This window comes from Myroides sp. LoEW2-1 (assembly GCF_009767705.1).
GTDB classification, from domain to species: Bacteria; Bacteroidota; Bacteroidia; order Flavobacteriales; family Flavobacteriaceae; genus Flavobacterium; species Flavobacterium album_A.
The window spans coordinates 1-18,443 of record NZ_WSPP01000038.1 but is presented as its reverse complement, the minus strand read 5'-3'; the positions used below and the strand labels follow the sequence as shown (position 1 = coordinate 18,443).

General features: G+C 34.2%; 21 protein-coding genes and 2 tRNA genes. 9 read left to right on the top strand and 14 right to left on the bottom strand.

Going from position 1 to position 18,443, the window contains the following annotated elements; all coding sequences use genetic code 11:
• Positions 1 to 2: 2 nt before the first annotated feature.
• From GOQ24_RS03160 to GOQ24_RS03150, 3 genes are read left to right on the top strand one after another with little or no spacing between them, the layout of a single operon-like run.
• Complete coding sequence (locus GOQ24_RS03160) at positions 3 to 653, top strand: phosphatidylserine decarboxylase family protein (RefSeq protein WP_160339092.1); 651 nt, start codon at positions 3 to 5, stop codon at positions 651 to 653.
• 17 nt (positions 654 to 670) lie between these two features.
• Positions 671 to 949 carry an acyl-CoA-binding protein gene (locus tag GOQ24_RS03155; protein ID WP_155092033.1) on the top strand — a complete coding sequence of 93 codons (279 nt, stop codon included), beginning with the start codon at positions 671 to 673 and terminating at the stop codon, positions 947 to 949.
• The gene (locus tag GOQ24_RS03150) at positions 939 to 1,691 is read left to right on the top strand and encodes a superoxide dismutase (protein WP_160339091.1); all 753 of its coding nucleotides are present in this window, start codon (positions 939 to 941) and stop codon (positions 1,689 to 1,691) included. Before GOQ24_RS03155 ends, GOQ24_RS03150 begins: the two co-directional genes overlap by 11 nt.
• A 57-nt stretch (positions 1,692 to 1,748) precedes the next feature.
• Here the strand turns inward: GOQ24_RS03150 and dnaB are convergent, their stop codons facing one another.
• The 7 genes from dnaB to GOQ24_RS03115 all read right to left on the bottom strand — a co-directional run bounded on the left by dnaB (position 1,749) and on the right by GOQ24_RS03115 (position 9,826).
• Positions 1,749 to 3,296, bottom strand: coding sequence for a replicative DNA helicase (dnaB, locus tag GOQ24_RS03145; protein ID WP_155092035.1), 1,548 nt, complete (start codon positions 3,294 to 3,296; stop codon positions 1,749 to 1,751).
• A gap of 142 nt (positions 3,297 to 3,438) precedes the next feature.
• Positions 3,439 to 4,392: an acetyl-CoA carboxylase carboxyltransferase subunit alpha gene (locus GOQ24_RS03140; RefSeq protein WP_155092036.1), complete on the bottom strand. Its 954-nt coding sequence runs from the start codon at positions 4,390 to 4,392 to the stop codon at positions 3,439 to 3,441.
• Positions 4,393 to 4,455: 63 nt separating this feature from the next.
• Positions 4,456 to 5,349, bottom strand: a complete 894-nt coding sequence (locus GOQ24_RS03135; RefSeq protein WP_155092037.1) for a DMT family transporter — start codon at positions 5,347 to 5,349, stop codon at positions 4,456 to 4,458.
• Complete coding sequence (locus GOQ24_RS03130) at positions 5,336 to 6,409, bottom strand: LptF/LptG family permease (RefSeq protein ID WP_155092038.1); 1,074 nt, start codon at positions 6,407 to 6,409, stop codon at positions 5,336 to 5,338. Before GOQ24_RS03130 ends, GOQ24_RS03135 begins: the two co-directional genes overlap by 14 nt.
• A 32-nt stretch (positions 6,410 to 6,441) precedes the next feature.
• Entirely contained in the window at positions 6,442 to 7,572 is a 1,131-nt protein-coding gene (gene tgt, locus GOQ24_RS03125; RefSeq protein ID WP_155092039.1) for a tRNA guanosine(34) transglycosylase Tgt, read from the bottom strand.
• Between the two features lie 83 nt (positions 7,573 to 7,655).
• The gene (locus tag GOQ24_RS03120; protein WP_160339090.1) at positions 7,656 to 8,672 is read right to left on the bottom strand and encodes a FecCD family ABC transporter permease; all 1,017 of its coding nucleotides are present in this window, start codon (positions 8,670 to 8,672) and stop codon (positions 7,656 to 7,658) included.
• Positions 8,672 to 9,826 carry an ABC transporter substrate-binding protein gene (locus GOQ24_RS03115; RefSeq protein ID WP_160339089.1) on the bottom strand — a complete coding sequence of 385 codons (1,155 nt, stop codon included), beginning with the start codon at positions 9,824 to 9,826 and terminating at the stop codon, positions 8,672 to 8,674. The genes GOQ24_RS03120 and GOQ24_RS03115 overlap by 1 nt, the downstream gene beginning before the upstream one ends.
• A gap of 143 nt (positions 9,827 to 9,969) precedes the next feature.
• On the opposite strand from GOQ24_RS03115, the gene GOQ24_RS03110 reads away from it, so the two are divergent.
• On the top strand, positions 9,970 to 10,200 hold the full coding sequence (locus tag GOQ24_RS03110) for a hypothetical protein (RefSeq protein WP_155092042.1): 231 nt from the start codon (positions 9,970 to 9,972) through the stop codon (positions 10,198 to 10,200).
• A 6-nt stretch (positions 10,201 to 10,206) separates the two neighbouring features.
• Positions 10,207 to 10,728, top strand: a complete 522-nt coding sequence (locus tag GOQ24_RS03105) for a DUF4252 domain-containing protein (RefSeq protein ID WP_155092043.1) — start codon at positions 10,207 to 10,209, stop codon at positions 10,726 to 10,728.
• 93 nt (positions 10,729 to 10,821) lie between these two features.
• Here GOQ24_RS03105 and GOQ24_RS03100 read toward each other — a convergent pair.
• Positions 10,822 to 10,894: transfer RNA gene (locus tag GOQ24_RS03100), tRNA-Lys, on the bottom strand.
• A gap of 1,025 nt (positions 10,895 to 11,919) precedes the next feature.
• Here GOQ24_RS03100 and GOQ24_RS16530 point away from each other — a divergent pair.
• Together GOQ24_RS16530 and GOQ24_RS03090 are read left to right on the top strand one after the other, a co-directional pair.
• On the top strand, positions 11,920 to 12,996 hold the full coding sequence (locus tag GOQ24_RS16530) for a DUF6266 family protein (protein ID WP_208103207.1): 1,077 nt from the start codon (positions 11,920 to 11,922) through the stop codon (positions 12,994 to 12,996).
• Positions 12,997 to 13,356: 360 nt separating this feature from the next.
• A complete protein-coding gene (locus GOQ24_RS03090; protein WP_155092044.1) occupies positions 13,357 to 13,569 on the top strand; it encodes a hypothetical protein in 213 nt (70 codons plus the stop codon).
• Positions 13,570 to 13,771: 202 nt separating this feature from the next.
• Here the strand turns inward: GOQ24_RS03090 and GOQ24_RS03085 are convergent.
• A tRNA-Lys gene (locus GOQ24_RS03085) sits at positions 13,772 to 13,844 on the bottom strand.
• 321 nt (positions 13,845 to 14,165) lie between these two features.
• Between GOQ24_RS03085 and GOQ24_RS03080 the strand changes: the two genes are divergently transcribed.
• Complete coding sequence (locus tag GOQ24_RS03080) at positions 14,166 to 15,473, top strand: tyrosine-type recombinase/integrase (RefSeq protein WP_160339088.1); 1,308 nt, start codon at positions 14,166 to 14,168, stop codon at positions 15,471 to 15,473.
• 2 nt (positions 15,474 to 15,475) lie between these two features.
• Complete coding sequence (locus tag GOQ24_RS03075) at positions 15,476 to 15,859, top strand: XRE family transcriptional regulator (RefSeq protein WP_160339087.1); 384 nt, start codon at positions 15,476 to 15,478, stop codon at positions 15,857 to 15,859.
• A gap of 36 nt (positions 15,860 to 15,895) precedes the next feature.
• On the opposite strand, the gene GOQ24_RS03070 is transcribed toward GOQ24_RS03075, so the two are convergent.
• The 5 genes from GOQ24_RS03070 to GOQ24_RS03050 all read right to left on the bottom strand — a co-directional run.
• A complete protein-coding gene (locus GOQ24_RS03070; RefSeq protein ID WP_160339086.1) occupies positions 15,896 to 16,072 on the bottom strand; it encodes a hypothetical protein in 177 nt (58 codons plus the stop codon).
• A gap of 79 nt (positions 16,073 to 16,151) precedes the next feature.
• Positions 16,152 to 16,412, bottom strand: a complete 261-nt coding sequence (locus GOQ24_RS03065; protein ID WP_160339085.1) for a hypothetical protein — start codon at positions 16,410 to 16,412, stop codon at positions 16,152 to 16,154.
• Between the two features lie 31 nt (positions 16,413 to 16,443).
• Entirely contained in the window at positions 16,444 to 16,683 is a 240-nt protein-coding gene (locus tag GOQ24_RS03060; protein ID WP_160339084.1) for a hypothetical protein, read from the bottom strand.
• 37 nt (positions 16,684 to 16,720) lie between these two features.
• Positions 16,721 to 17,569, bottom strand: a complete 849-nt coding sequence (locus tag GOQ24_RS03055) for a hypothetical protein (protein WP_160339083.1) — start codon at positions 17,567 to 17,569, stop codon at positions 16,721 to 16,723.
• Positions 17,570 to 17,652: 83 nt separating this feature from the next.
• On the bottom strand, positions 17,653 to 18,443 hold a 791-nt coding region (locus GOQ24_RS03050), incomplete at its 5' end, for a helix-turn-helix domain-containing protein (protein WP_160339082.1).

Sequence of the window (18,443 nt, the reverse complement as noted above, 5' to 3'; positions counted from 1 at the left end):
TCATGTTTCACAAGGAAGGAACTAAAATTATTTTCTACTCAATGCTAGTAACTATAGCATTAGTTTTTGCTGCTGATTATTTACCTTTTAATTGGCTTCGAATTGTTGTACAGTGTACAATCATTGTTTTATTATTATTAATCTTACAATTTTTCAGAAATCCTAATAGAGGTATTACACCTTGTGATGATACAATTTTAGCTCCAGTAGATGGTAAAGTTGTAGTTATTGAAGAAGTATATGAGCCTGAGTATTTTAAAGATAAAAGACTGATGGTTTCTATCTTTATGTCTCCTATAAATGTTCACGTTACCAGATATGGACTTAGTGGTATTATCAAATACAGCAAATACCACGCAGGTAAGTATCTTGTTGCATGGCATCCTAAAGCAAGTGAAGAAAACGAAAGAACTACTGTTGTTATAGACAACCCTGTATATGGCGAAATCATGTATAGACAGATTGCTGGAGCTTTAGCGAAACGTATCGTTAACTATGCTAAAGTTGGTGATCAAGCAATTCAAGGTACAGATGCTGGGTTTATTAAATTTGGTTCGCGTGTAGATTTATACTTACCTTTGGGAACTGATGTTAACGTCGTATTGAACCAAAAAGCGAAAGGGAATATAACATCAATTGTAGGAAAAAAGTAATTGTACGAAAATAAGTGATGAACACTTTAGATAAAGAATTTCACGAAGCATATATACGCATCTCGAATGAGGCAAGAAACCTTGCTCCAGATATTATGTTGCGCATATATGCTTATTACAAACAAGCTACCAATGGCTTAAGTCACAGAGACTTTCAAGATATGTCTACTGATTTGAAAAAAGCTTTCAAATTCAACGCTTGGACACAAATTAGCCATCTGTCAGCTACTCAAGCGAAGGAGGAATATATCAAGCTCGCTAAACAAATATTAGACAATCCTCAAGATGATGAATAACAAAATCTATTCATTAATACTACTTGGATTACTTACACTAAGCTGTAATAATCAAAATAAACTTACCGAAGTTGAAATTCCAGAAAGGGAATCTTTTATTATACCAAAGAAAGATTTTCCCGATCCTGCTACAATTAAAACAAAGCAAGGACCATTTGATATGCCAAAATTAAGCTATCAATTCAACGAGTTACCCGAATTATTTAGTGCTGAAGATTTATATACGCATTATGCAGTAGTTCAATTAGACAATGCCAACAAACTAAATTCCGCTATACATGGTACACAGTTTGAAAACTTGAGCATAGAAGACATTGTCAAACAAGCTAACAACAATGATAAACAAATCAAAAAATTAGCTGGTATATATTACAATCACTACCTATTTTGGCAATCTATGACGCCTAAAAGCACAGAACCAAGTCAAATCGTAGCAACAGCAATAAACACTAATTTTGGGTCTTTAAATGACTTTAAAAAGCTTTTAAAAAGCAAAGCACACGAATTAGACGGAGCAGGTTATGTTTGGCTTGTCAAAAAAGGAGAAACATTATCAGTGATTGCTACCGATAACAATATCAATCCAATGATGCCTGAATACCAGTTAGGTAAACCACTTTTAGCAATAGATTTATGGGAACACTCCTATTACACTAAATTTGAAAACAGCATAAGTGATTACATCGATACCTATTTCAAGTACATCAATTGGCAAAGGGTAAATGATCAATATAATCAATAAAAAAATCCTCATTCTAAATAGAATGAGGATTTTTTTATTGATTATATCCTACGTCTTTTAAAACGGAACATCGTCATCATTTATACTTGATCTTCCAAAAACATCATCTGCAGGAGGTAAACTGTTGGCAAAATTACGTGAGTTACCATACCCCTCATTCGTATTCATTGATGAGCCAAAAACATCCGAAGATGAAAGATCACTGTCCAGATTGTCAAATTTACCAAAATGACCTAAGAACTTTAATCTAATATTATCCAGACCACCATTACGGTGTTTCGCAACAATAAACTCTCCTTGCCCTGTAGTAGACCCTCCTAACTCATCATCCCATTCATCAATCTTATAATACTCCGGACGATAGATAAACGAAACAATATCCGCATCTTGCTCAATCGCACCTGATTCCCTTAAATCCGATAACAATGGACGCTTTGAAGTCCCCCTTGTCTCCACCGCACGGGACAACTGAGATAAGGCTATTACAGGGATATCTAACTCCTTCGCCAAAGCTTTCAAGTTTCGAGAAATAGTCGAAATCTCCTGTTCACGGTTTCCTCCCCCTTTTTGATTACCTCCGGCGGTCATCAACTGTAAATAGTCAATAATAATCAACTTGATACCATGCTGCGAAGCTAAACGCCTTGCTTTGGCACGTAAATCAAAGATAGACAAGGAAGGAGTATCATCTATATACAATGGAGCGCGTTCCAGATCTTTCACTTTCACGTTTAATTGCTCCCATTCATGAGTTTCTAATTTACCCGTTCTCAATTTCTCAGAAGATAGCCCTGTTTCTGAAGATATCAAACGAGTGATCAACTGTACCGAAGACATCTCCAAAGAGAAGAAAGCCACACCAGCACCAGAATCTATTGCAATATTACGAGCCATCGACAATACAAATGCCGTTTTACCCATACCTGGACGAGCGGCAATAATAATCAAGTCACTTGGTTGCCATCCAGAAGTCAAATCATCTAATTTGTGAAAACCGGTAGGTATACCACTTAAACCTTCTTTCGTACTGATCTCCTCTATTCGCTTTTTAGCTTGAGCGACTAAAGACTGCGCTGTTTCAGAACTCTTTTTAATATTACCTTGGGTCACTTCATACAGTTTTGCCTCAGCTTTATCCAATAAGTCAAAAACATCGCTGGTCTCATCGTATGCATCCTCGATAATTTCATTAGAAATGCGAATCAAACTGCGTTGAATGAATTTCTGAAGAATGATTCTCGAGTGAAACTCAATATGAGCTGAAGAAGTAATACGCTGCGTTAACCCAACCAAATAATAGTCCCCTCCAACCAAGTCTAATTTGCCATTAGTTCTCAATTGCGTTGACACAGTAAGTAAGTCAATAGGTTGATTACTCACAAATAATTGATCAATTGCTTCAAAAATATACTTATGCGCCTCTTTGTAAAAAGCTTCAGGTTGAAGAATATCGATTACCTCATCAATTCCCTTCTTATCAATCATCATTGCTCCCAATACTGCCTCTTCCAAATCAATTGCTTGAGGCGGTAATTTTCCTTTCTCTAAAGCAATCACATCTTTAGAAAAAGATTTCATTGGTCGTATATCTTTTGCTTGTTCCATATTGCGAAAATACACCTTTTTTAAAGATTAATAAATCATTTTTTTGAGCACATAATATCAACAACTCAAACAAAACTGTTGATAATAAAAAAAATCCGAGACAGTATCTCGGATTAAATTGTTTATAAAAATAGAAAGAGTACTAATCTTTGTATTCTCCCATTTCAAAATATTTTTCCATGCGTTTATCAAGTAATTTATCAACTGACAATTTACTCAACTCAGCATATGATTTCTCAATGTATTCTTTTACTGACTTGAATGTAGCCTCTCTGTCTGAGTGTGCACCTCCAAGAGGTTCAGCAATAACATCATCTACTAATTTGTTTTTCTTCATGTCAAATGAAGTTAACTTCAGTGCTTCTGCTGCTTGCTCTTTATACTCCCAGCTTCTCCACAAAATAGAAGAACATGACTCAGGCGAAATTACAGAATACCAAGTATTCTCAAGCATAGTAACTTTATCTCCTACACCAATTCCCAAAGCTCCACCAGAAGCTCCTTCACCAATAATCAAACAAATAATCGGCACTTTGATACGGAACATCTCATAGATATTTCTCGCAATTGCCTCTCCTTGTCCTCTTTCTTCAGCTTCTAATCCTGGATATGCTCCCGGAGTATCGATTAATGTAACCACTGGAATATTAAACTTCTCAGCCATTTGCATTAATCTCAATGCTTTTCTATAACCTTCTGGATTAGCCATACCGAAATTGCGGTATTGTCTTGTCTTCGTGTTATATCCTTTTTGCTGCCCAACGAACATATAACTTTGATTACCAATCTTTCCAAGACCACCGATCATTGCTTTATCGTCTTTTACATTGCGATCTCCAAACAATTCAAGGAAAGTATCTCCACATAGTGCTTTGATATAATCCATTGTGTAAGGTCTATTTGGATGTCTTGATAATTGAACTCTTTGCCAAGGCGTTAAGTTCTTATATATATTCTTTTTCGTTTCAGCAAGTTTCTTCTCAATTTGCTTACAAGTACTCGTTACATCTACCTCTGACTCTTCACCGATCAACGTACATTTTACTAATTGCTCCTCAAGATCTTTAATTGGAAGTTCAAAATCTAAATATTCCATTTATGAATAGGTTTTAGTTTCAATTATGATTTACAAAGATATAAGTTTCTACTAATAGAACACCTATTTCACTGCAAGTTTTCTTCTTTTTCTATTTTTTACAATACCATTGATTATCACTGTCAAAAGAATTAACGAGGCAGCAAAATAAAAAGTCGCATTCATTTTCTCGTCATCTTTAAAGATTAACAATGCTAATAAAATTCCATATACAGGCTCTAAATTAATCGTGAGCATTACTGTAAAAGGACTCAAATCTCTTAATATATACACTGATCCCAAAAAGGCAAAGGCTGTACAAAACACGCCTAAGACCACTAACCAGAACCAGTCAATCTCACTCACTTGAAAAAATTCGTAAGTAAAGCCTCCTGTCACAGCTAAGAAAATACTGAGAATCAACAATCCTCCTAACATTTCATAGAATGTGATAATAGGCGCGGCTGTATCTTTTACTAACTTACCATTAATTATGGAAAACAAACTTGAAAGAGCAGCGGCTACAAGTCCCAATATTATCCCTTCAATATATTCAGTGCTAACACTAAAAATTAACACCAAAGCACCAATTACAATTAAGCCGAGAAATACCTCTATATAATCTATTTTTCGCTTGTAAAATATGGGTTCTAACAAGGATGCAAAGAATGCTCCTGTTGACAAACAAGCTAACGTAATAGAAATATTAGAAACTTTAATTGCCCAAAAAAAAGTGAGCCAATGTAAGGCAATGACAACACCTGCAGCTAAAAACTGCAACAATTTGTTCTTGCTAACGCGAAGTGTTTGCTTGCGAAATGCAAATACAACGAGCAAAGTAATTACTGCAATAAGTATCCTATACCATACCAATGGCAAAGCACTTAAAGTAATTAACTGACCTAAAATCGCTGTAAAACCCCATATAAAGACAATTATATGAAGGTAGAAGTAACTCTTAATATTATCTGCGAGCATTTCTCAATAAAAATAAACCTAAAATAGCAAATACAACGTTTGGTATCCAAACAGCAACAATAGGAGGTATACTCGATGCCTCTCCTAAAACACTAAATACCTTGTCAAAAAACACGTATATAAAAGCTAACGAGATACCAATAGCTAAATTGATTCCCATCCCACCTCTGCGTTTCATAGAAGATACAGAGACAGCAATGATCGTTAAAATAAAAGCAGAAACAGGTACACTGTACTTTTTGTATAATACGACTAAATAGATATTTATATTCGATGATCCTCTTGCCTGCTCCTTAGCGATAAAGTTTCTAAGCTGTTGCAAGGGCATCGTCTCAGCAGCATAAACAACAGGAGTTAAATCATCTAAGTCAAAATCTAACTTCAGTTCCTTCTTGTCTGCTCTTTCTATTTCATCTCCTTCTGCGCCTACCTCTCTCTTGGCATATTTATGCAACATATAAACTTCTGCCTCCGGATCCCATACAATGCGTTCTGCTGTAATTTTTGTCTTTAACTTATTGCCATCCATCTCCTCCATCATAAAGTTAAAACCTGTCTTTGTTGTCGACGAAAAACTACTTACATAAATAAACTCATTTGCACTAATTTGCCTATAAACATTCTGAGATTCCCGAGCCTCACTTCTCGTCAGATATTTATATCTAAAATCATTGTATCCTGCACTTGCTTTAGGCACTAAATAAAATGCCATAAACATAGCCATTAAAGAAACCAAGGTAGCTCCAATAAAATAAGGTCTTAGAAAGCGATTAAACGAAATTCCAGAACTTAAAATAGCGACGATTTCTGTATTATTAGCCAATTTGGAAGTAAACCAAATGATAGAGATAAACAAAAATATGGGAAAAAGCATATTAGCAAAGTAAATCGTAAAGTCGAGATAATACTGCAATATTTCTAACAGAGGAGCTTGCTTGTCTATCATCTTATTTACTTTCTCTGAAACGTCGATAACTATTCCGATAGGTACAAACAATAATAACATTACAGTAAATGTTACTAAATACCTCTTAAGAATATACCAATCAATAATCTTCATACCTTGCTAATTAGATCTTTTTCTATACTATATTACAAACGTTGATCCATTTGTCTTACCATCTTATTCTTCCACTCTGTGAAAGTTCCAGCTAATATCTGACGACGAGCTTCACGCACAAGCCATAGATAAAAACCTAAATTGTGGATACTTGCAATTTGTTTCCCCAGCGATTCGTTTGCTGCAAACAAGTGACGTAAATACGCTTTTGAGTAAGCCGTATCTACCCATGTATAGCCATTCTCATCGATAGGTGAAAAGTCTGCCTCCCACTTTTTATTCTTAATATTGATAGATCCATGTGCTGTAAATAACATTCCGTTACGCGCATTACGCGTCGGCATTACACAGTCAAACATATCTACTCCTAATGCGATATTCTCCAAAATATTAATCGGCGTACCAACCCCCATTAAATAACGAGGTTTTTCTGTTGGCAATATACCACATACTAATTCAGTCATTGCGTACATTTCTTCTGCCGGCTCTCCAACAGACAAACCACCAATAGCATTCCCTTCTGCCCCTACATTAGCGATATACTCCGCAGATTGCTCGCGTAGATCCTTAAATGTACTTCCTTGTACAATCGGAAATAACGTTTGAGAATATCCGTACATCTCTGGAACTTTAGCCAAGTGATCAACACATCTGTCCAACCATCTATGTGTACGGTGCATCGATCTTTTTGCATATCTGTAGTCACACGGATAAGGCGTACACTCGTCAAAAGCCATAATGATATCTGCTCCAATCGTACGTTGAATTTCCATAACGCTTTCTGGTGAAAAGAAGTGATATGAACCGTCGATATGAGATTTGAATTTTACACCCTCCTCCTTAATTTTTCTGTTAGATGACAGAGAATAAACTTGAAATCCACCACTATCCGTCAAGATATTTCTATCCCAATTCATGAATTTATGCAAACCACCTGCTGCCTTTAAAATTTCCATTTTTGGACGCAAGTATAAATGGTATGTATTCCCCAAGATAATATCTGGGTTTATTTCCTCTTTTAACTCTCTTTGATGAACACCTTTAACTGTAGCAACAGTTCCAACTGGCATAAAGATTGGTGTTTCTATCACACCGTGATCTAACGTTATCTTACCTGCTCTCGCACGAGATTGTGCATCTGTCTGTAATAAATCGAACTTCATATTAATTATTTACAACTCGCAAAGATAATGTAAAACAATCTAAGCGAACAATATTAATTTATTTTTATCATTTGTCATTCACCCTATAAATAAGCCCTGCTTTTCAACAACAACCAAATTACAATTGGCGCTCCAAAAAGTGACGTTATCGCATTAATAGGCAGCAAAAAGTGATCTCCTCCTATCTGTGTTAGCATATCACAAAGCAACATCAATATTGCCCCTATACCTGCCGAATAATAGATCAAACTTCGGTGCTGATTTACTCTAAATAGCATACGCGTAATATGCGGAACTGCTAACCCTACAAAAGCTATCGGTCCTACAAATGCTGTGGATACACCAGCCAACAAAGCCGTTACTACAATAATGCTATTGCGCGTTAACTTTAAATTTATCCCCATCGAAGAAGCGTAATTATCTCCAAGTAATAAGGCATCAAGTCCCCTTGCTAACGACAAAGCTCCCAATAGACCTATCAGTACAACAAAGGCAAAAAAGCTAATGACTTCATAACTTAAATTGCCCAAACTACCCAAAGCCCAAAAAGTAAATCGCTTGATTTCCTCTGCTGAACTAAAGAAAGTCAGTATACTAATAGCAGCATTGGCAAAACTCCCGAACATAATTCCCACAATTAGAATTGTCGCAGTATTCTTAACTTTATAAGACACACTCAAAACTAAAAGCAGCAATAAGAAGCTCCCTAAAATAGATATAATAGCAACACCGTAGGTAGAAGATAACAGAGAAACCAGACTTGCAGGTAAAATCGAACTCCCCAAAAACAATATAGCAACACCTAAACCTGCACCAGAGCTAACCCCTAACACATAAGATTCTGCCATCGGATTTCGAAAAAGGGTCTGCATTAATAAACCACTTACTGACAAAGCACCCCCTACCAGCATAGCTACTAAAGCTTTGGGTAAGCGAAAATTCAATACAATATAGCGCCAAGTACTCTTCATTTCCTCATCTCCCAACAATATCGCTACAACCGAATCAAAGGGTATGCGAATTGTCCCTGTGGAAATATTCAATATAAATACCACAAAGATTGAGAAACATAAAAGGAGGGCTATCATTTTTTTCATCATTATTTCAACTGCTTGTAAAACACAGGCTCATACCCAGGTAAAACCTCTGGGTGAAAAATGTAGATTAAATCTTTCAATACAAGATCAGGACGCGTAGGTCCTAATTCATAAAAGACAGTTCCTCCCGTGCTACCTTTGGTAGGTGCAAAAGAAAACACCTTGCCCGATTGAAAGGATTTAAAATTGGCGTAATGAGGATTTGCCTCTTTCAATTGTGCCAATGTTTCATAGTGCCCTGGATTAATCCAATATTCAGCGTCTTTCGCCTTATCGAATACACTTTCGAAACTCAGAGCGAGACTACCTGTTACCTCTGTGTCTTTCCACAAGTAATCAGATACAGCATCTTTGAAATAGATACCTGCCCAGCTGCCTCCTCCTGGCATATACCACACATCTTGGTACATAACACCACTCATCACCGTCGGCTGAACCACTATATCATTTACTAATTTTAAAGCATTTTGATATTCCTCCTCAATCTCTGTAAATAAGCGTTCAGCTTTTTCACGTTTGTCAAATAAAACACCATATAACTTGATCCATTCCGCTTTACCTAATGGAGTTTGCTCCACCCAATCGCCATTGTATAAAACTGCAATACCACTTTGAGCAATTGTCTGTAAACTCTTATTGCTATCGTCCATTGCAAAAGCCACTACCACCCCAGGTGCCAAATCAATTACTTGTTCCGTGTTTAAGCTCTCGTTCGACCCTAACTCTTTTACTTTCCCCTCATTGATCAATTGACGTACAACTGGAGTAGAAATATAGTCTAAACCTGGAAAACCTCTTAATGTACCTACTTCATTCAATAATTCTAAAGCTGGTATATGCGTTGTTGAAGTAACGACAATATCCTTGACAGGTACTTCAATCCTCTGTCTGTTCTTTAATGAATCAGGTAAAACAGCCTCTTTCTTAGCTAATACATAACTATAAGTCTTACTACTCCCTGCCCAAGGTTGTGATATATTTACAAGGGAATAATCTTCGTGATATTCAATTTCTAATCCTTTAGCATAAGCAATGGAAGTCGTTCCACTAAATATATTCTCACGTTGAACATCTCCTCGTGCTATTTGTTTTTTACATGATGTAAAACCAAATAAAACTGATAATACACTAAGTGTAATTACTATTCCTTTTTTCATATAAAATCAATGGTTTGTTTCACAAATGTAGAATTATTTCTTAGACTTTTGAAGCAATTACACCTCCTGATAATTGTAATTTATGACGAAAAGAATAATTTATATTAAAAATCTCATTACTTTTATATATAATTGTATTATCTATGGCAAACTTAAAACAACTAATATATACGAATAAAGCATTATTGTGTATAGCTATTTTGCTCTTTGCTGTTACTTTGCAAGCTTGTAAAAAAGAAGTCAAACAACAGCCTAAAGTAGAATATGGTACATTCACTAACCCAGAAACTGCGTTCAATGAGTGCAAAGAAATATTGAATAACCTTTCTTTGAATTTGAATAAAACACTCGATAAGAAACAGACTACAAAATAAAACATTATGAAGTATATCATTAAAAAAGCGATAATAACCTTATTATTTGTTTTTGGATTTTCGCTAAACTTCTTTGCACAAGAAGCTTTTTCGGAATTTGAAAAAGACAAACAGGTTAATAATGTCATCGTAAACAAGAAGATGTTTGAAATGATGAGCAACGTCAAAGTAAATCAATCGAGCGAAGAAGATAAAGCTTATTTTAACTTGATAAAAAAGCTTGACAACCTTCGTGTTTTTCACACTAAAAACGATGCAAGCAAAAGTAAAATGACAACTGCTGTAGCTGACTATGCATCTAAAAAAGGCCTAAAGCAATTTTCGTCAAGTAATAAAAATGGCGCTGAAGTGACCATCTATATTAACAAAGACGGCAGTGCTACGAATGTCAATGAATTGGTTATGCTAAATCAAGACAGCAGCAAGGGAGAAAATAGCATCATGTATTTGCAAGGCAGTTTCAGTATAAATGAAATATCAGCACTAACAAACAAAATGAATCTACCTGTAGGAGATTCTTTCAAATAATCAAAAGCACCGAATGGTGCTTTTTTTATGCTGTATAAACAATACCTCATATATAACAAAAAAAGCCATCCTAAAAGGATGGCTTTTTGCTTGTGACCCGACTGGGGCTCGAACCCAGGACCCCAACATTAAAAGTGTTGTGCTCTACCAACTGAGCTATCGAGTCATTGAAAACATATTTTGTTTCTCAATTGCTGTGCAAAGGTAAACCTTTTTGAATACCATCCAAACATTTTATTTATATTTTTCCCAGCATTTACAACACTCCAGACCTAACTGTTTAGTTTTTAAGCATTAGAAGAAATAATAATATTTACCTGCTTTAAATATTTTAAATCATAGATTGTACAAAAGATAAAGTAGCTCCATAAAATGAAAACATAAGGATCTCCTTCCTCTCCCAACTACAAATAAAAAGAGAGAAAATAAACAAAAGTCAAAAACACAACACCTTTGAATAGTCACTCTATCCCAACAAAAGAGCATTCATTCAATTACCAACTCATATCCAACCTCATCCCTTCTATCTCACTTGTTTCGGCAACACCCCTTAAAACTTTCAACCAACTACAGTCACCTCAACACTACAAGACACCTACAAATGACTACCGAAGTTCAAAGCCGTATCTCCTTAAAATTTCTACTCCATTTTTAAAATAATGAGGTTAATTCCCTCCTTTTTTTTCAATTCCCCTCCTTTTTCCCATCTTTTTTTACACTATTGAAGGCAGGAAGCTTCCTCAAACAACCTGTAATGCAAAAAAAGTATTTTTTTTCGAAATCAAAACAAAATCTAAACCACTACAAATAAACACATTACATCAATTTATTCAAAATTCCCTTTTCAGAAACACCCATTCTCATCGCAGCAACAGAAGGCATTCAAGCAAGATCATAGGACATTCTTAGGACAATGATAGGACTATAACAGGCAAAACAAGCCTTTTGTCCTTCTATCCTCCCTTTGTACATTACTTATTGATAACAAATAATGCCAGATCATCAACCGCATCCCCTCGTGAAGTATCCACCTATTTGCCTTATACCATTCTTTGATTTCCTTCTTTACAAGTTCAAATTCCATTCAAGCCCAGCAAAGTAAAGCAAGCAACTTTTTCAATTTTCTTTTATTTGTGAAACTACCTTATCTAAGCATTTTATACCTTATAATATTCAAAAAAAGACAAGGCCATGGCAGAAATAAAAGAAGGAATATTAGGACCCTTAGTAGGCAAGATTGCATCTGTAGTCGGAGTAAAGTGGAGAGGTAGAAATATACTGAGATCAAAACCGACAAAATCGAAGAAAAAAGCCACAGAAACACAGCTCAAACAATGGGACAAGATGAGCTTGGTTTCTTCCTTTTGCAGTCGATTCAAAGAGTTTGTCAATGCAAATTGCCCACCTATAGCCGTAGGAACAAAATGGTTGAACGGAAAAGAGCAAATGATTTCAAGACTATTGAAACAAGGAGTTGTCGAGCACGAAAACACACAGTATATCAATATCGAAAAAGTATTGCTCTCCATAGGCGTACTCGCTCCTGCTGTGATCAAAAAAATCAACCGATTAAAAACGGGCAAGCTAAAAGTGCAATGGGACAATGCGCTAATTAATCCCCTCACTTTAGATACAGATCAACTTACGATCATGGCCTATCACGAAGATTTAGATCAGTTCATCCCTATCACAGCTATCGCACAGCGCAGAGACAAATATGCTCACTTTAATCTACCTGAACAATGGACTACGGGTAGAGTTTACTTGTGGAGTATGTGGAAAGCCCAAGATGGCAGTATTCACAGTACAAGTTGTTTTCACGGTGTATTGGATCTAAATGCAAATTCAGAAGAATTACCCATAGAAAAAACAACAACTCTAATAGACAACGAAAATAAAGCAACTGACAATCACACCAAAGCCTCAACTACAACAACCACTCCTAAACCACACTCAGCAGTCAAAAACGCCAAAGCGAAAAAGGAGGTAAACAAAACGATTATAGTAGAGCATACCGAAGTCAGCCAAACAAAGATTAACATCGATACGAGCAAACACACTCCTTCTGTTACTACAGAGCAACAAGATAAAAAAGAGGTCAGCCCAAACGTTCCCTTTGGACTAATTCGAAAAATTCAAAAAGTAACTCCTAAAAACAAGAACCAGATCAGTCGAACAAACTCCCCTCAGTACACAGAAAACACATTGAACGCTCAAGAGCTCCCTAATAGTATGATGACCAAAATGAGGGAAGAACAACGAGAGTGAAATAGTTTGTGTAAACGAATCATTCGGAACACAGCCTCTTATTCCTATTTTGTAAAGTTCAATAAATAGATTTCCTTCTGAGATAGTGTATCCTTTAGAAAGGGAATATCAATATTTATCCTTTAATTTGTCTGAGCGATATCTTATCGCTCAATCTGTTTTCGTTAACAAAAAACAAATAGGCAATTTCGGAAAATTAACAAATGGAGAGATTTCATCTTCAATGCCTTATACTACACTACACAACAGAACATCAATAAAATGAAAACAAGTAACCATAACTATCGATATGATAATTATCATTTTAAATGTTAAAAAATATAACTACCTTAGTGTTAAAATAACAAAAATAAACAAGTTATGGCACTACAAAACTTACCTCTTTACAACTTTGCCAATGGTACATTAATGATTATCATATTTGCATTGGTATGTGTGGGATTAGTTATTGCTTTATTCATGTTCATGGGAGGCTCACCTAAGCTACCTGATACTGAAGATGAACAAGAGAAACAACAAGTTCCTCCTCAAGTTACACAAGATAACATGGAAAAAACGGAAGATCAACAATAGATATGTTCTATTTCAAAGAATTGTTCTTGCGCAAGAAAAAACAAAGAGAGTTACTACATAGTGACTCTCTTTGTTTTTTTACAGATACAGTATCACTTGACTTTGCACTAAATCAACATACATAACGGTATTATACAGTCGAGCACAAACCTATGATATACAAAAAAACGAGATACAGTAGCTGTATCTCGTTTCCACGATGTGACCCGACTGGGGCTCGAACCCAGGACCCCAACATTAAAAGTGTTGTGCTCTACCAACTGAGCTATCGAGTCAATTATGTAATTCTTTTTTTTATAGTGACCACAATGGGAGTAATTATATTTTGTTACTTTTATATAAATCACTACATTTGCATAAAATATAAATCATTTTTGTATAATACATATATAAATAATTATAATCATTTATATAACCTATCGGACAAATGCAGGACAAAAGTAGTCGTTTTTTTTAAAAAACAAAATATAAACTACCACTTATATTATTACTTATCGTCGGACAATGGTCGGACAAATGCAGGACAATGGTAGAACAAATGTCGGACAAATGTCGGACAGAAATAAAATATGTCAAACTATAAAATAACCTCTTTTATGGCTTCAATTAAATTTTTAATTAGAGGTACTAAAAACTTAGCACCTATTTATTTACGATTCATTCATACTCGTGAAATAGACGTAAATATTAAAACCAATTTGATAGTAAATCCAGAGCACTGGGATGCAAAAAAACAGCAAATAAAAAATGTAATTGCTGTAAAAAATAGAGCTGAAATAAACCTAAAATTAGCTGAACTAAAGAATTTTATTTTAACTAACTTTAACACAAGTTACATTCAAGGAGAGATTATTGATAAGCTCTGGTTAGAAAATAAACTAACATCTTTTTTTAATAGACCCGCTTCAGAAGGTTCTTTTAAAGTCAAAAAAGAGGAAGTTTATTTAACTTCTTTTGCTTCCTGGTGGCTTGAAAATAAGGCAGACAAATACAAAGTATCTGCTAACTCATACATGAGCGATAGGTCTATCGCACACTATTCGAGATTAAAAGACATGCTTGTTGAATTTGAAGATAAAAAACAAATAAAACTAAGCGAAATAAATGGAGAAATACTTGACCAAATAAGTCAATTTTTAACATCCAAAAATTATGCTGAAGAAACAACTAAGCGCCATTTAGGGCGTGTAAAATTCTTTTGTGAACGAGCTGAGGAATTAAACCTTAATGTAAATAAAGGTTACAAGGAACGCGTATTTGTAGAGAAGCAAGAAGTTGAGTACAAACAACCTTATTTAACAATAGAGGAGATAAATAAAATTTATGAGCTAAAAATTGACGACATAGAACTCGATTCTATTCGAGATAACTTTATTATAGGATTATGGACTGGCCTACGCGTATCAGACTTCTTAGAACGCCTTAGTGTAGATAATATAAAGGATAACATAATTCTTATAAAAACACTTAAAACTAAACAAGACGTAGCTATCCCCTTACACTATCAAGTAAGAGAAATATTGAATAAACGATTAGGTTTATTGCCACCTAAATGTTCAGATGTTAAGTTTAACAAGGAGATAAAAGAAATATGTAAATTAGCAAAAATAACTAAACCTATATTAGGTGGTAAAACTGTTAAAACAGGTGTTGGAAGGTCTGAGAAACGTAAGGAAATTGGATACTTTCCAAAGTACGAACTTGTCGCTTCTCACATCTGCCGAAGATCGTTTGCTACAAATCACTTTGGCAAAGTGCCAAACAAAGTGATTATGGACGTTTGTGGATGGAAATCTGAACAACAAATGTTGGATTACAACAAACAAACTAACATAGAAAGCGCTAAAATACTAGCGACTTACTGGGAGAAAGAAATGAAAAAATTAAAAAATGAATTAGCCTAAAAATGGAAAATAAAACAATTATAGAGGACCCAAAAGAAAGATTGCAAATGTTAGCATCTGAACTAAGTGTAACAATTAATGGATTATGGCCTTTATTAGGCTACAAAAACAATAGTGTACTTAGTTCAATAATGTATGGAAAAACTAAGAATATTACTCCAGCTTTTGCTAAAAACGCAATCGAGCATATTCCACAAATAAACTATTTATTCTTAATAGAAGGTAAACTACCAGTACTTACAGGACCTACGACACAACAACTACAGCAGAATATGTTAGGAATAGAAAATCTTGATTTACATACCATTGCAGCTAAATTAGATGTAATATCTAAAACTCAAATTAAGATACTTAAAAAATTAGAAGATCTAGAAAATCTTAAATAATAAAAAGCCACTCGATTGAGTGGCTTGTGCTTTATGTTATATGTCCTGTATTAGTAAATGAGACAATGCCTCTTCTAATTGAAATAATTTTTGATTAAAATCTAAACGCATTTTACTCTCATTTTCTTGTAAAATATTCTCAAATGAAAATATATTACCATCATAAGAATAATAAGCAATATTATTTAATTCTAAAGCCAATATTTTATTCATAACTATTTAATTTTCTTTTCAAATCTTCTTTTTGATCTATCGAATGCGGTTCCGATTGGCTTATCTCGTGTTTCATAAGTTAGTACGCCTCTGTGTAGATTAACAATTGCCCTGACCTATTTTTAACCGACCACCCATCTACTTCAATCAAATTAACATCCAAAGTAGAACTAGCATCTAATTTCACAGTAACACTTCCATCTTCGTTAAGTGGAACTAACCCATAATTCATATCGTTTTTTAATTTTAGATCTTCCTTGTTTGATGCATAAGCTTTTGGAAAAATATCAATACTACTTAAAACTAAAAAAACTAAACATCCAGCTATTATGGTGAGCATGGATTTTGTGTATAAATCTACTTTCATATAATTAATTTTTATCAGTTAATTTTTTATTTATGTCATCTACTAAATATTCCAATTTACTACTAATATACAAGAGTAAACAAACAATCATAGCTACTATCAGATAATAGTAGCCGATAGCTGATTTACCATATTCCTCATAGATCATTAATCCTATTGTTTTATACTTAGTAAACATCATTATCAACTCTCCCCATGCTACAATAACAAATAATGCAAAAGCACATCGCCTAGCTAGTTTCATCAAATATGTAAGCCTTGTCAATATATCATTCATTAACTTATATTCCTTGTTCTAAATTACTATTTTTATAATAAGAGACTGACAAAGTGTAATAAGGAACAATTTTATTGCCATATTCATCTTCTATAAATGCATTTTCGTTTATATTAGCCTCTATCATTACCATAACATCTGTTGAGTTCCAAACAAATACATTGCTGTTATCAGTCTTTTTAAAAAACGACTCTCTACCTAATTGTTTTCTAGCCCCTTCGATGAGTTGTTTAAGATCATATAAACCAATGTCCATCACGCCAGGGCTTTGGTAAACTAAATAATTCTTAAATAAAGAAATTACGTTTAACTTATTATCTCTATCGAAATTAAAAACAATATTATTGAATATAATATCCGATATATTATAATCCCTGCTATTTGGTGATTTGTATAAATAGTAACCGTGATTTGTTTGTTCCAAATTTCTTATATCGTACTTGTGAGTTCCAAAAGCAATATCCCTATATCCATTTCTTGAATCTAATAAATGCTTAGAATCTAATCCAACGCCAGTTGAGTTTAATCTCAAGTTATCAATCACTTCACTTAATAAGTTTTTATTAAGTTCTAATTCATTATCAATAATTTTCGCTAAACGTTTACCTTCCTTAGCATTATTTCTATTCTCCTTTCTTATACTTCTATTATATTCATTGCGCATTCTCTGCTCGTTACGCTGCAGATTTAATCTCTCTTGCTCCATTATGACATCCGCCAAAGATTGTTTTCTTTCTTCAAGGATTATAACAGTTCTATTTGTGTTGTTATAGTTTGGATAAGCGCCAGTGTGATTCTGGGCATTAACGCAGGTAAAAGATAATATGGAAAGAAAAAGTAATATTTGTTTCATAAATAGTTAGTTAGGTGTTAACGAAAACCAAATATACACAAATAAAAAATGCGATCTGTTTAGACCGCATTAATTAAACTTATTTAAAAACTCCTTTTTATAACATTGAATATCTGATACACATCATTGGCAGGATATTCAAAATCTTTATGTTGGGGGTTTCTACTAAGCAGCTTAAACATCCCCGTTTCTTTATTATACCCTCCGATGTCCTTGTGCATGATCCCTGATTTAGTAACGAAAATCAAACCGTATTTTGTACTATGTAAATTGTCCCAAAACTGTCGGCCAATCTCGCGCGCTAATATTTCAGACCCGCCTGGCGTGTCATAACCGCCTTCATTCCACATCGAATCACCCTCGCTTACAAAGCAAATGTAATTTCCTTTTGCGATGTGATCAGCCTTGAATCGAATATAATCAAAACCATTAACTGAATTCATTTCGTCTTGGTAACACTCTATATAAGATGCATAAGCAGGAAACGGAACTTTTAATACTTGTATTTCAATACGACCATTGGGATAAACATAAAACTTATTACCATTTGAATTAGTAAATATTTCTATATCATCATCTACAAAGTCAGTGTCTAAAGCAAAAACAGAATTGTTTACTATAGAAATTTCATCTTTTATTATTTTAGCTTCAATATTATTAGAAGACTCAAACATCTCTCCAATTCCTTTTAATTGGTATTCAACAGAAATATTATATAAATCACAGAGCTTTAAAACTACATCAATACCTACATTCTGTCTTCCTGATAATATTTCAGACATATTATTTGCTCTTAAACCTAAATTCTCTGCTAGTTCTTTTTTAGAAGAAACAACCCCTTTATCCAACAGATAATCAACCGATTGAATAAAAT

Excerpts from the sequence above, each read along its gene's own strand:
- GOQ24_RS03075 (WP_160339087.1), top strand. The coding sequence starts at position 15,476 with ATGGAAAATAAAACAATTATAGAGGACCCAAAAGAAAGATTGCAAATG.
- GOQ24_RS03070 (WP_160339086.1), bottom strand. The coding sequence starts at position 16,072 with ATGAATAAAATATTGGCTTTAGAATTAAATAATATTGCTTATTATTCT.
- GOQ24_RS03130 (WP_155092038.1), bottom strand. The coding sequence starts at position 6,409 with ATGAAGATTATTGATTGGTATATTCTTAAGAGGTATTTAGTAACATTT.
- GOQ24_RS16530 (WP_208103207.1), top strand. The coding sequence starts at position 11,920 with ATGGCAGAAATAAAAGAAGGAATATTAGGACCCTTAGTAGGCAAGATT.
- GOQ24_RS03065 (WP_160339085.1), bottom strand. The coding sequence starts at position 16,412 with ATGCTCACCATAATAGCTGGATGTTTAGTTTTTTTAGTTTTAAGTAGT.
- GOQ24_RS03090 (WP_155092044.1), top strand. The coding sequence starts at position 13,357 with ATGGCACTACAAAACTTACCTCTTTACAACTTTGCCAATGGTACATTA.
- tgt (WP_155092039.1), bottom strand. The coding sequence starts at position 7,572 with ATGAAGTTCGATTTATTACAGACAGATGCACAATCTCGTGCGAGAGCA.
- GOQ24_RS03060 (WP_160339084.1), bottom strand. The coding sequence starts at position 16,683 with ATGAAACTAGCTAGGCGATGTGCTTTTGCATTATTTGTTATTGTAGCA.
- GOQ24_RS03115 (WP_160339089.1), bottom strand. The coding sequence starts at position 9,826 with ATGAAAAAAGGAATAGTAATTACACTTAGTGTATTATCAGTTTTATTT.
- GOQ24_RS03105 (WP_155092043.1), top strand. The coding sequence starts at position 10,207 with ATGAAGTATATCATTAAAAAAGCGATAATAACCTTATTATTTGTTTTT.
- GOQ24_RS03110 (WP_155092042.1), top strand. The coding sequence starts at position 9,970 with ATGGCAAACTTAAAACAACTAATATATACGAATAAAGCATTATTGTGT.
- GOQ24_RS03135 (WP_155092037.1), bottom strand. The coding sequence starts at position 5,349 with ATGCTCGCAGATAATATTAAGAGTTACTTCTACCTTCATATAATTGTC.
- GOQ24_RS03055 (WP_160339083.1), bottom strand. The coding sequence starts at position 17,569 with ATGAAACAAATATTACTTTTTCTTTCCATATTATCTTTTACCTGCGTT.
- GOQ24_RS03150 (WP_160339091.1), top strand. The coding sequence starts at position 939 with ATGATGAATAACAAAATCTATTCATTAATACTACTTGGATTACTTACA.
- dnaB (WP_155092035.1), bottom strand. The coding sequence starts at position 3,296 with ATGGAACAAGCAAAAGATATACGACCAATGAAATCTTTTTCTAAAGAT.
- GOQ24_RS03160 (WP_160339092.1), top strand. The coding sequence starts at position 3 with ATGTTTCACAAGGAAGGAACTAAAATTATTTTCTACTCAATGCTAGTA.
- GOQ24_RS03080 (WP_160339088.1), top strand. The coding sequence starts at position 14,166 with ATGGCTTCAATTAAATTTTTAATTAGAGGTACTAAAAACTTAGCACCT.
- GOQ24_RS03155 (WP_155092033.1), top strand. The coding sequence starts at position 671 with ATGAACACTTTAGATAAAGAATTTCACGAAGCATATATACGCATCTCG.
- GOQ24_RS03140 (WP_155092036.1), bottom strand. The coding sequence starts at position 4,392 with ATGGAATATTTAGATTTTGAACTTCCAATTAAAGATCTTGAGGAGCAA.
- GOQ24_RS03120 (WP_160339090.1), bottom strand. The coding sequence starts at position 8,672 with ATGATGAAAAAAATGATAGCCCTCCTTTTATGTTTCTCAATCTTTGTG.